General features: G+C 67.7%; 2 protein-coding genes. Both read right to left on the bottom strand.

Annotation, left to right across the window (positions count from 1 at the left end; genetic code table 11):
- Window position 1: 1 nt before the first annotated feature.
- Window positions 2-6,454, bottom strand: coding sequence for a non-ribosomal peptide synthetase (locus EPB08_RS06240; protein ID WP_130618209.1), 6,453 nt, complete (start codon window positions 6,452-6,454; stop codon window positions 2-4).
- Window positions 6,451-13,722, bottom strand: a complete 7,272-nt coding sequence (locus EPB08_RS06235; protein ID WP_130618208.1) for a hybrid non-ribosomal peptide synthetase/type I polyketide synthase — start codon at window positions 13,720-13,722, stop codon at window positions 6,451-6,453. The genes EPB08_RS06240 and EPB08_RS06235 overlap by 4 nt, the downstream gene beginning before the upstream one ends.
- Between the last annotated feature and the right edge of the window lie 11 nt (window positions 13,723-13,733).

Genomic DNA, 13,733 nt, shown 5'->3' with positions numbered 1-13,733 from the left:
GTCACCTCCGCCCGAACAGCTGGCGAAGGCGGCCACCCAGCGAGGCGGTCTTGCCGGGTTCAGTGAGGTCGCCCTCGGGCAGCGCGGCAGCGAGCGAAGCCAGCGGGCTGGTCGCCACGTCCAGCAGGTTGAGCTTGATGCCGGTCTCCCGCTTCACGCGCGTGACCATCTCGATGGCGAGCAGCGAATGGCCACCGATATCGAAGAAGTTGTCACTGGCGCGCACGTCGTCGGTACCGACCAGCTCGCACCACACGGCACCCAGGTAGCGCTCGCGCGCATCCTCGCTGGCGGTGACGCCGGGTTCGGCGTCGTCGGCGTGCGGCAGGGCGTTGAGGGACGGTGCGGGCAAGGCCTTGCGGTCGGTCTTGCCGTTCGGCGTGCGTGGCAGCGCGGTGAGCTTCACGAAGTGCTGCGGCTGCATGTAGGCGGGCAGACGTGCGGCAAGCTGCGAGCGCAGTCTCGGCCACAGGGTTTCCTCGTCCTCGTTGCATACCGCATAGAGCACCAGGCGCTCGTCGTTTGGCGCGATCTCGCGCACCACGACCACGCAGTCGGTCACGGCCGGTTCCGTGCGGGCGACGGCTTCGATTTCGCCAGGCTCGATGCGGAAGCCGCGCAGCTTCACCTGGAAGTCCAGTCGACCCAGGTGTTCCAGCGTGCCGTTCGCCAGCCAGCGGCCACGGTCACCGGTGCGATAGATGCGAGCGTCCTGCATGGCGCTGAAGGGATCCCGCGGAAAGCGTTCCGCCGTGAGCTCGTCGCGATGCAGGTAACCCAAGGCGACGCCGTCGCCGCCGATCCAGATTTCCCCCGGCACGCCGATCGGACAGGGCTGCCCCTGTTCGTCGACGATCCACACGGTGGTGTTGGCGATGGGCGCGCCGATGGAAATACCGCGGCCCGGATGCTCCACGCGCCAGCAGGTGGACCACACCGTGGTTTCGGTGGGGCCATACATGTTCCACAGCTCGCAGTCGCGAGCCGTCAGGAGGGCTGCGAGGTCAGCTGACAGCGGCTCGCCACCGCACAACGCGCGGAAGCCCATGGGCGGTTGCCACGGCGTCTGCAACAGCATGCGCCAGCTCACCGGGGTAGCCTGCATGATGGTGACGGCATGCGAGCTCAGCAGCTGGTTCAGCGTGTCGCCGTCCACCGCTTCATCGCGCGTGGCGAGGACGATCTGCGCGCCGACGCTGAGCGGGCCGAACAGCTCCAGTACCGCGATATCGAACGAGAGCGTGGTGACGGCCAGCAGGCGATCGTCCGCCTGGAGTCCGGGGCGTGCCGCCATGCCCGCAAGGAAGTTCACCACTGCGCGATGCGGAATGGCCACGCCCTTGGGACGGCCGGTCGAGCCGGAGGTGTAGATCACGTAGGCGATCGACTGACCATCGAAGGCCGCATCCATGGGCAGGCGGGTATCGGGTGCCGCATCCAGTTCGGCAGCGCATTCGTCGAGATTCAGCCCGGGGCATGCGCCTTCGCTGAAGCGGCCGGCGGTGGCGGTTTCCACCACCAGCACCGCGAGATTCGCATCCTCGGCCATGTAGGCGAGACGATCCGGCGGGAACTCGGGATCGAGCGGCACGTAGCCCGCGCCAGTCTTGAGCACCGCGAGCAGCGTAGCCACCATGTCGGTGCTGCGGGTCAGCGAGACGCCGACCAGGGCGCCGTGGCCTACGCCACGCGCACGCAGCGCATGCGCGATGCGGTTGGCACGCGCATCGAGCTGGCGATAGTCGAGCGCCTTGTTGCCACAGTGGATCGCGGTACGCGTCGGGGCCCGGTCGCACTGGGCCTCGATCAGCGCATGCAGCGCCGTCGCAGGCACATCGAGCCGGGTGTCGTTCCACTGCTGCAACGCTTCGCGCTGTGCGGCGGGCAGCATGTCGAGACGGGCCACCGATGCCGATGGTTCGAGCAGGGCCGATGCGAGCAGCGTTTCATAGCAGTCGCGGAAGCGCGCGGCCGTGGCGGCGTCGAGGATGTCGGTGTTGTAGGTGATGCCGCCGAGCAGACCCTGTTCCTGTTCGAGGAACCACAGGCCGATATCGTCTGCCGCGCCGCGCTGGAACACGGGCAGGTGTTCATGCGCGAGATCGCCCCACGACAGGATGCGGCGGCGCGCGTCCTGGAAGGAGAACATCGCCTGGTAGATAGGCGGACGGCTTTCATCGCGGGCCACGCCGAGCGAGAACACCAGCTGCTCGAACGGCACCTCGGGATGGGCAAACGCATCGAGCACCACCTGGCGCACCTGTTTCACCACATCAATGAAGGGTGCCGCGGGGTCCACCGTCACGCGCAGCGGCAGCGCATTGACGAACAGGCCCATGATGTTTTCGGTTTCCACGCGGTCGCGGCCACGTACCGGCGTACCGACGACCAGGTCGCGCTGGCCGCTGAGGCGATGCAACAGCACGTAGTACGTTGCCAGCAGCACCATGAAGGGCGTGGCTTCCGCCTGTTGTGCCAGCGCGTGCACGGCGGCCGCGCGCTCGGCGGGAATGCGCACCCATTCTGTGGCGCCGGCGCCGGACATGCGTGCCGGACGCGGACGATCGCCAGGCAATTCCAGCGGTTCCAGCGCGCCGTCCAGCGCCTTCATCCAGTGTGCCAGTTGCTCCTGCACGGTGGTGCTGCGCATGCGGTCGCGATGCCAGGCGGAGAAGTCGGCGTATTCGACCGGCAGCGACGGCAGGGGAGACAACGACTCGCCCTTGCTGCGCGCCACGTAGGCGCGCGACAGGTCTTCATAGAGCAGGTCGAACGACCAGCCGTCCCAGATGATGTGGTGGGCCATGAAGTACAGCACGTGGTCCTGTTCATCGATACGGAACAGGCGTGCACGGAACAGTGGCGGGCATGACAGGTCGAACGGCCTGGCGATGTCGGCCTCGAGTTCGCGCATCAGAGCCGGTAGGCGTTCTTGGGCGGGCAAGGTGGAGAGATCTTCGACGGGCAGCGTCAGCGCGATGTCTGCATGGATGCGCTGCATGCCCGCGGCTTCACCCGCCTCGATCGACGTACGCAGCACCGGCTGGCGCTGCACCACGTCGCTCAGGGCCTGCTGGAAGGCCGCGACGTTCATCGCGCCGCGCAGACGATGTGCCGATGGCGTGTTGTAGACCACCCGGCCCGGATGGAGCTGTTCCATGTACCACAGGCGTTGTTGCATCGAGGACAGCGGCGCCAGCTCGCGGTTCGCGAGGCGGGGGATATCGTCTGTCGGCACGGACTCGGCGGGGCCGCGAAGGCTGTCGATGGCTTCGGCCAGCCCCTCGATGGTCGGTGCATCGAACAGGGTGCGGAACGACAGGGTGATACCGAACTCGCGATTGAGTCGCGCGGTGAGCTGCGCCGCGAGCAGGGAATGACCACCAAGCGCGAAGAAGTTGTCGCGCACGTCCAGGTCCGGCAGCGCGAGCACGGCTTCCATGGTGGTGGCGACGCGCTGCTCGGTCCCGGTCTGCGGTGCGCGGCGTTCGCGGTGCGCAGGGGCAGTCGGCTGCGACGGTGCGGGCAGCGACTTGCGATCGATCTTGCCGTTCGGCAACAGCGGGATCGCGTCCATCGCCACGAAGTGCTGCGGAACCATGTAGTCGGGCAGGCGCTGGCGCAGGCGCGGGCACAGGTCCACGTGTTCGAGCTCGGCGCCTTCGCTGGGCACGACATAGGCGACCAGGCGCACGTCGCCCGGACGGTCCTCGCGCGCCATCACCACGGCGCGTGCCACCTCGGGCAAGTCGGCCAGCGCGGTTTCGATTTCGCCCAGTTCGATACGGTAGCCACGGATCTTCACCTGGAAGTCGAGGCGGCCGAGATGCTCCAGTTCGGCGTTCGCCAGCCAACGACCGCGATCGCCGGTGCGATACAGGCGCGCCTCGGCGCGGCGTTCGAACGGGTCGGGCAGGAAGCGCTCCGCGTTGAGTTCCGGTCGGTTGAGGTAACCGAGCGTTACGCCATCGCCGCCGATATGGATTTCGCCAGGTACGCCCATCGGGCAGGGCGCACCGCGTTCGTCCAGGATGTATACCGTGGTATTGGCGATCGGGCGACCGATGGTGATGCCGTTGCGCGGGTCGTGTGCACGCCACAGCGTGGACCACACCGTCGTCTCGGTGGGGCCGTAGGCATTCCACAGTTCGCCGCAGCAGGCCAGCAGCGATTCGGCGAGGTCCAGCGGCAGCGGTTCGCCGCCTGCAATGGCCTTGAAGCCGGCACGTCCCGGCCAGCCCGATTCCAGCAGCACGCGCCAGCCGGCCGGCGTGGCCTGCATCATGGTGGCGCCGCTTTGCTCGACCAGATGGCGCAGGGCGGTGCCGTCGCGCGCATCGTCATGGGTTGCCAGCACGATGGCCGCACCGACGCTGAGTGGCAGCATCAGCTCGAGGAAGGCGATGTCGAAGGACAGCGTAGTGACTGCGACGAGGCGGTCTTCTTCGGTGATGCCCGGCTCGCGCTGCATGCTGGCGATGAAGTTGGAGGTGGCGCGATGCGGCACGCGCACGCCCTTGGGCTTGCCAGTGGAGCCGGAGGTATAGATGACGTAGGCCACCGACTCCGGGGTGGCGGAACGGTCGTCGCGAAGCAGTCGCGCCTCGCTGGCCGCGTCGATCAGCGCGGCATCGCGAGCCAGCGAGAGCACCTGCGCGGCCGGGAGGTCGAACACCGAGGCGGCCTCGTCACCGACGATGAGCGCGGCCAGCGCGGCGTCCTGCGCCATGAAGGCAAGACGCTCCGCCGGAAAGCCGGGGTCGAGCGGTACATAACCCGCGCCCGATTTCAGTACGGCCAGCAGGGAGGCCAGCATGTCGGGACTGCGTGCCAGCGACAGGCCGACCAGGTCGCCCTGGCCGACGCCGCGCTCGCGCAGCACGTGGGCGATGCGATTCGCACGCGCTTCGAGTTGGGCATAGGACTGCGGCACCGCGCCGGCGAGTGCTGTGCGCGACGGCACACGATCCACCTGTGCCTCGAAGTACTCGTGGGCGAGCCGGTCTGACGCATAGGGCGTGCGCTGCGGCTGCAAGGCGTGCAGGGTAGCGAGCGCGCTGTCCGAAACGAGGCCGAGCGCAGCACCCGCTGCATCCGGCGTCTCTGCGGCGTTCCTCAGCAGCGTGGCATACGCATCGAGCCAGGCGTGCACGGTGGCCGCATCGAACAGGTCCGAGTTGTACTGGCATTCCAGCCGCAGGCCGTGCGGCAACTGCACCGCATTGACGAACAGCTCGAAGTTCTCGAACGCGCGCGGCACGCCGGCGAATTCGAACGAGAGACCGGGAAAACTGAGCGTGCGCTCGTCGAGAGCCTGGTCGAGATTGAACAGCACGCTCGCCAGCGGCAGGCGACCCGGATCGCGCGGCAGGGCGAGGCGGGCGAGCAGGCTGCCGATGGTGTATTGCTGGTGATCGAAGGCATCGAGCAGATCGCCGCGCACTTTGGCGAGGCTCTCAGCGAACGGTGCAGCCTTGTCCAGCGATACGCGCAACGGCAGCACGTTCACGCAATGGCCTACCAGTCCGTGCTGGCCACCAGCGGCCTGGCCGGCGGAAGGAATACCGATGACCACGTCGTCCTGGCCGCTCAGCCGTTGCAGAAGCAGGCCGAACGCCGCCAGCAGCGTGGCATACAGGCTGGCGCCGCGCTGGGCGCCGGCGCGTTTCACCGAAGCGACCAGCGTGGCGTCGAGAAGGAGGTCTTCGCGACGCGACGCGAACGTGCGCTGGCGAGGACGGGGATGATCCGTCGGCAGGTCGAGCGACGGCGCCGCATGGGCGTAGCGCTTGAGCCAATAGCCCTCCGCGTCGCGGCCTTGCTGGCTTTGGGCATGATCCGCTTCGGCCAGTGCATAGTCGGCAAACGGGTCGACCGGCGGCAGTTCGCCGCCCAGGCCGAGCTGTTGCGTATACAGCGCTGCAAGGTCGCGCACGATCACGCCGAACGACCAGCCATCGCAGACGATGTGATGTGCCGTGAAGACCAGCAGGTGTTCCGCATCGGACAGGCGCAGCAGTTCCGTGCGCACCAGCGGTCCGGTTTCCAGGTCGAACGGCTCGGTGACCACGTGCGCGAGCGTCGCGTCAATATCCGCCTGCTGCTCGTCGGGGCCGAGCCAGGAAAGATCGCGCACCAGGCAAACCAGCGACTGCTGCGCGGCGATGCACAGCTCGCTGCCGTCCTTGCCGAAGGTGGCGCGCAGTGCCTCGTGGCGATCCATCAACTGTTGCAGCGCCGCCTGCAGCGCGGCCGTATTCAGCTCGCCATGCAGGCGCAGCGTGGCCGATTCGTTGTAGGCCAGCGAAGCCTGCGGTTCCAGCGTGGAAGCCAGCCACACCTCGCGCTGCGGCGCGGTCGCGGGCACCACGCGCTCCAGTGCGGCGCCGGCAAACGGATCGTAGTCGACGGCTACCGCCTCGGCACCGCCGATGGCCGGCTCGTTCGGGTTCATGCGTTGACCCTCATGTACTTCCCGGGCGCGTCGGGGTTCGGCACGAACCACGCGGGATTGCCTTCCGGGTCCTTGCCCAGGCGTGCGCCGACTACCGGCGGGCGGCTGGCGTCGAAGGCGAGCGTCTCCACTTTCTTGTTGCGTGGCAGAAATTCCGCCTCCTGCATTTCAAGCACGGAATCCTTGTAGGCCTTGGCAATGGCCTGGAAATCCTGCTCGGTGTGCGAGGTGGTGAAGAAGCAGGGGAAGTTGTCCAGGAGGTGGATGCCGCGGCTGCGGATCATCGCGAACAGCAGGTCCTGCAGCGGGTGGTCCTCGGTGAAGTTGGTCTTCCACACCGAGGAGAAGTGCACCAGCTGGATCGGTGCGCCGACGCTGGCGCAGAACGCATTGAGTTCGTCCATCAGCAGGCTGGTGCGGGCATTGAGGCGCTCCTGCAGCGCCGCGCCATTCGCCTTGAGATGGTTGAGTACGGCATGCGCAGCAGCCAGGGCCAGCGGATGGCGCACGAAGGTGCCGGCGAAATAGGTGACGCCCACGGTGGGAATCGACGCATCGCCGTACTGCCAGCCGCCGCCATCCAGTGCGTCCATGTAGCGGCGCTTGCCGGCGATCACGCCGATCGGGAAGCCACCGCCCACCACCTTGCCGTAGGAGGCGAGGTCGGCATCGATGCCCAGCACGTGCTGCGCGCCACGCGGGTGCGAACGGAAGCCGGTGACCACCTCGTCGAAGATCAGCAGCGCGCCGGCATCGGCGGTGATCGCACGCAGCTCCTTGAGGAAGTCCCGCGGCTGGAAGTCGGGGCGACGGCTCTGCACCGGTTCGACCAGCACCGCGGCGATGCTGGAAGCACGCTCGCGGATGATTTGCAGCGACTCGGGTGTGCCGTAGTCGAGCACCAGCACGTTCTCGGAGGTATTGCGCAGGATGCCCGGCGCGGCGGGCACCGAGCGCAGCTTCTTGGTGCCGCGCACGATCACTTCATCGAAGATGCCGTGGTAGGAGCCGGTGAAGATCACCAGCGTGTCGCGACCCGTAACGGTGCGGGCGATGCGGATGGCGCCCATCACCGCTTCGGAACCCGTATTGCACAGGCCCGCACGGTCGAACCCGGTGAGCTCGCAGACTTGTTCGGCCACTTCGCCGGCCAGCGGATGCTGCGGGCCGATCTCATAACCGGCGTCGAGCTGGCGACGCACGGCTTCGACCACGAAGTCCGGCTGCCAGCCGAACAGGTTCATGCCGAAGCCATTGAGTGCATCGACGTACTCGTTGCCGTCCAGGTCCCACACCTTGGAACCCTTCGAACGGTTCACCACGATCTGGTAGATCATTTCCTTCAGCAGCGGGCGGAAGCCGTTCACCACGCGCGGATCGGCGAGATGGTCGCGATGACGCGTGGTGTATTCCTTGGAAGCGCGCGTCCGCTCGATGTAGCGGCGCATGAACGCTTCCAGGCGGGCGCGCTGGCGCTCCGTCAGTTCGGTCTGGGTGGAATGGATGCGCGCGATGGCGCCGAAGGCCTTCTTGACGTCGTAGCTGGTGTGCGCGAGCGCGGCTTCCTCGTCCGGTGCGGGCTGGGTCGCAGCCGGTGCGGGCGCAGCTGCCGCGGTGGCGGGCGCGGGCTGCGCTACCGGTGCGGGCTGTAACACGGGTGCCGGAGCCGTCACCGCAGGCGCGGCGCCCATCGATGCGGCGGCCAGCAGCGCCAGTTGCTGCTGCATGATCTGCATCTGCTGCTGGATCAGGTCCTGCACCACGTTGCCGGTTGCGGCGACGGCCATCGCCGGCATGGCGACCGCGGCCTGCAGCGGCGCGACGGGGGCGACCGCAGCAACGGCGGCGGGCGTGGCTGGCGTGGCTTCCGGCGGCAGCATCTGGTCGATATGCATGGCAAGGCGCTCGAAGGAGGAGAACGACTCCATCAGCTCGCGGAAGGTGATCTTCAGCGAGAAGGTCTTCTGCAGTTGCAGCGCAACCTGGGTGAGGGCGAGCGAGTCGAGCCCGAGCTCGACGAAACCGGTGGCGGGATCCACGCCCTCCAACTCGGTGCCGGCGACGTCCTCGAACAGCTCGACCAGCTGGTTGACGAGGCGGGTTTGACGGGCCGAGCCGGCGTTGGCGCCGGTGACGTTGGCTTCCATGGCGGGCTCCACGACAGGTGCAGTAGTAGGTGTGAAAAGCGGAACGACGTTGTCCGGCGCACTGGCGGGCAAGGTGACCGGTGCACTGGCGGCCAAGGCGGCCTCGACCCAGTGGCGTTTGCGCTCGAACGGATAGGTGGGCAGGCGCACGTGCCGGCGACGATGGCGACGGTCCAGCGAACACACGGCGACCGGCAGGCCGGCGCACCAGAGTTGTCCCATCGCCGCGACCCATGCCGCGCGTTCGGATGCGGGTGCATCGGCCACGCTTGCCACCATCAGGTGCGGACGGCTGCCGGCGTGCTGGCGTGCCAGCGTAGTGAGCGCATTGCGCGGGCCCACTTCCAGGAATACATGGGAGGGCTCGTCGAGCAGGCGTTGCAGCGCGGGAGAGAAGCGCACGGCTCCGCGCAGGTGGCGCGTCCAGTAGTCGGCGGAGATCGCTTCGTCGTCGCGCAGCGCTTCGCCGGTGAGGGTGGAGATGATGGGGATGGCCGGCGTCGACAGTGCCACGCGCGTCACTTCGGCGCGGAACGGTTCGAGCACCGGGTCCATCATCGCGGAATGGAAGGCATGCGACGTCTGCAGCAGGCGGCAGGCGACGCCTTCGGCTTCGAGCTGCGCACGGAACGCCTCCACACGCGCCGTCTCGCCGCTGACCACGCTGGCGGTCGGGCTGTTTTCAGCGGCGAGCTGCAGGTCGGCGGGCAGGCGCGGCAGCAACTGTTCCGCAGGGAGGCGGACCGACAGCATCGCGCCGGCCGGCATCGCCTGCATCAGACGGCCCCGGCGGGCTACCAGTCGCGCGCCATCGGCCAGGCTCATCACGCCGGCGATCACGGCGGCGACGAATTCGCCGACGCTGTGGCCGATCATCGCCACCGGCGTTACGTCCATCGCCATCCACAGCTTCGCCAGTGCGTATTCGATGGCGAACGTGGCCGGCTGGGTCAGTGAGGTTTCGCGCAGGGCGTCGGCATTGCCGGCAAACAGGCGCTCGCGCAGGTCGAAGCCGAGTTCCGCACGCAGCACCTCGGCGCAATCATCGAGCGCCGCCTGAAACACCGGCTCGCTGTCGTACAGCGCCTTGCCCATGCCCGCGTACTGCGATCCCTGGCCCGGAAACAGGAACACCACGCCCGGGCCTGGCAGCTTGGCCTCACGCACCGATGCCGTGGTCAGTTCACGCAAGCGTGCGATGGCCTCGTCCACATTCGCTGCGACCACCTGGGTGCGATGCGTGAAGGCCTTGCGCCCGTGCAGCAGGGTGCTGCCTGCATCGGCGAGATTGATCAACGGGTGCGCAGCGAGGTGGCCGGCGAGGCGTGCCGCAGCGGCCATCGCGGCGGTCGGCGTGCGACCCGACAGCACCAGCAGTTGCGGTCCTTCGGCGGCGTCGGAGGGTTCCCGGGCCGGTGCCTGCTCCATGATCACATGCGCGTTGGTACCGCCCACGCCGAACGAACTGACGCCCGCGCGCAAAGGCTGGCCATCCGTGGCCCATGGGCGAAGCGTGTCGTTGACGACGAAGGGCGAACCCGCGAAGTCGATCTTGGGGTTGGTGGCCTGCACATGCAGCGACGGCGGCAACAGCTGTTCGTGCAGCGACAGTGCCGTCTTGATCACGCCAGTGGCACCGGCGGCGATCACGGTATGACCGATGTTGCTCTTCACCGAGCCGATGGCGCAGAAGCCGCGGTCGTCGGTGTGTTGGCGAAACGCACTGGTGAGGCCTTCGATCTCGATCGGGTCGCCCAGCGGCGTGGCCGTGCCGTGCGCTTCGACATAGGAGATCGAGCGCGCGTCGACACCGGCATCCGCCAGCGCCATCGCGATCACGGCCGCCTGGCCGTCGCTGCTGGGCGCGGTGTAGCTGGCCTTGCCGCCGCCGTCATTGTTGATGGCAATGCCGCGGATCAGTGCGAGCACCTCGTCGCCGTCGCGCTGCGCGTCCGACCAGCGCTTGAGCAGCACCACGGCGGCGCCATCGCTGAACACCGTGCCCTGCGCATTCGCATCGAAGGTGCGCGTGTACCCATCGGGCGACAGCATCGAACCTTCCTGCGAGAGATAGCCGCTGCGCGGCGGGCAGGTGATCGATGCACCGCCCGCGATCGCCATCTCGCACTGCCCGGCGCGCAACGCCGCCACGGCCTGGCAGATCGCGACCAGCGAGGTGGAGCAGGCGGTGTTGACGCTGAGCGCAGGCCCGGTGAGGTTGAGCTTGTGCGACACGCGCGTGGCGAGAAAGTCCTTCTCGTTGGCCAGCGACACCTGGAAGGCGCCCAGCTTGTCGATCAGGTCCGGGCGCTGCACCAGGTGATGCTGGAAATAGGTGGCGTGGTACATACCGCCGAACACGCCGACCGGCACCTCGTGGCGATCGGGCGTATAGCCGCCGCGCTCCAGGCACTCCCAGCACAGTTCCAGGAAGATGCGCTGCTGCGGGTCCATCAGCTCCGCTTCGCGCGGCGACATGCCGAAGAAGGCGGCGTCGAAGTCCTCCACGCCGTCGACGATGCCGCGGGCGGCGACATAGTCGGGATCGTTGCGCAGAATCGCGGGAATCGACGGGTCCAGCTCATCGCTCGCAAAGCGCGTGATCGTCTCGCGGCCTTCGCACAGGTTGGACCAGAACGACTCCACGTCGGCTGCGCCGGGGAAGCGGCCCGCCGCCGCGATGATGGCGACCGGTTCGTGGGCGTCGCCCTGTCGGCCCCGCGACAGCCGCGAGGCGAGCGCGGAACGCGGGTTGCGCCCCTCGATCAGCGCGGCCAGTGCCGCAGGCGTCGGCTCGGCAAAGAAGGCGGGAATGGTCGGCGAGGTGGATACGCTAGCGTGGATGCGTTCCATCAGCCGCACGGCGAGCAACGAGTTGCCGCCGAGATCGAAGAAATGATCGAGCCGCCCGACCTGGTCGATTTCCAGCACATCGGAGAACAGCGTGCAGAGCGTCTGCTCGAGCTGACCGATGGGCGGCACGTACTGATCGGCGAGTTCAGGGCGGCGACGGCCAGGAGCGGGCAGGGCGCGCCGATCCAGCTTGCCGTTCGGCGTCACCGGCAGGCTGTCCAGCCGCAGATAGGCGACCGGCACCATGTACTCGGGCAGGCTTTGCGCCAGCTGCGCGCGCAGCGAGCGTGCGGTGACCGCATTGTCCTCAGCCACGAAATAGACGACCAGGCGCTTTTGTCCGGGCTGATCCTCGCGGGCCAGCACCGCGGCGGAACGCACGCCTGCCAGACGCTGCAGCGCGGCCTCGATCTCGCCGGTCTCGATGCGGAAGCCGCGGATCTTTACCTGCGTATCGGCGCGGCCGACGAACTCGATCACACCCTCCGGCAACCAGCGCACCAGATCGCCGGTGCGATACAGGTGTGTACTCTCTCCACCGAAGCGATTCGGCACGAAGCGTTCGGCGGTGAGTTCAGGGCGCCCGAGGTAGCCGCGTGCCACGCCGGGACCGCCGATGAAGAGCTCACCGATGACGCCGACAGGCACCGACTCACCGCGCGCGTTCAGTACGTAAAGCGTGGTGTCGGCAATCGGGCGGCCGATCGGGATCGAGCGGATTGTCGCGTCCAGTTCGCGGGGAATGCGGTAGGTGGCCGCAAACGTCGTGCATTCGGTGGGGCCGTAACCGTTGATCAGCTGTGTGCCGGGCAACAGAGCCTGTGCCTTGCGCACGTGGGACACCGATAGCGCTTCGCCCCCGGTGAGCAGCTGTTCCAGCCTGCGTAGCGGAGTGATGTCCTGGTCGACGATGGCGTTGAACAGCGCCGCCGTCAGCCATGCGATGCGAGCGTCGTGGCGCGCGATGGTGGCGGCAAGGCCGGCACCGCTGGGGACGCGCTCCTCGTGCACGATGCAGGTGCCACCATGGAGAAGGGCGCCCCAGATCTCGAACGTCGCCGCGTCGAAGCCGAGCGGAGCGGCGTGCAGCACGCGCGGGCTGTCGCCGAACGTCACGTAGTCGACGTCGCGTACCAGCCTGATGATCGAGCGGTGGCGGATTTCCACACCCTTGGGTGTGCCCGTCGAGCCCGAGGTATACATCACGTAGGCCAGCGATGCTCCGTCGGGTGCCGGCGAAGCGGGTGCAGGGGTGCTGGCGGCGAGTTGCACGTATGAGAGCGTGGACGCACGCACGTTCGCTACAGGAGGGGTGCCCTCGGGAGCGACGATGACCGATACATCCGCGTCATTGAGTGCAAACGCCAGGCGTTCTTCGGGATAGGTGCGATCGAGCGGCAGGTAGGCGGCGCCGGCCTTGAGAATGCCCAGGATCGTCGCGACCGCTTCGCAGGAGCGATCCAGCAACATGCCGACCAGCGCGCCGGGCCTGGCGCCAGCTTCCACGAGACCTGCAGCGATACGGTCGCTGACCTCATCCAGTTCGCGGTAGGTCATACCTCCCTGCGTACCCTCCAGCGCCGTGGCATCGGGGTGCGCGGCGGCGACCGTGCGGAACAACCCGTGTACGGTGTCCTGCGGGTTGCGCTCAATGGCCGTAGCGTTCCAATCCGCCAGCGTGCGCTGCTGCGATGCCGCGTCGAACGCAACGACGTCCTCCAGATGCTGCGAATGCGCCAAACCCTGGCACACGTGCGTCAAGCCCTTGCCCAGCATCAACAGCATGGCTTCGTCGAAGACGTTGGTATCGAAATCCATGGCGACGTGCCTGCCGTCGGCGCCCAGCGACCAGCTCAACGGCATGTCGGTGATCGGTGAGGTCGACGACGTGTCACGCCAGCCGCCGATCAGGCTGGGCACTGCGTCGTTCGTCGTGGCCGGACAGGGGGACGTGGCCAGCCACTCATCGACAAGGCCATGAAGCGGGATGTCATAGCAGACGATCGCATCGGCGACAGTCAGTGCAATCCGGCTTCGGCCGGTCAGGCGCGACTCGAGCAAGGCAAGCGCTGCCGTCAGCAGCGCGTGGAGCGAGAGCTCATGGCGTTCCGCGCGCCGGGTGAGCGCATCGAGGACCTCCCGGTCCAACACCATTTCCAGCCGTTCCCTCGGTATGGCAGCGGTCGGCGAGGACTGCCGTACCAGCACGTCGAGCAACGAAAGCTCCTGGCTCGCCGGTGTCGCTTGCGCGTTGTTTGGCTGCGTCATGGGACATCCCC

The sequence above is a fragment of the Dyella amyloliquefaciens genome, assembly GCF_004296575.1.
GTDB lineage: Bacteria > Pseudomonadota > Gammaproteobacteria > Xanthomonadales > Rhodanobacteraceae > Dyella > Dyella amyloliquefaciens.
This window is presented reverse-complemented; position numbering and strand designations above follow the sequence as displayed.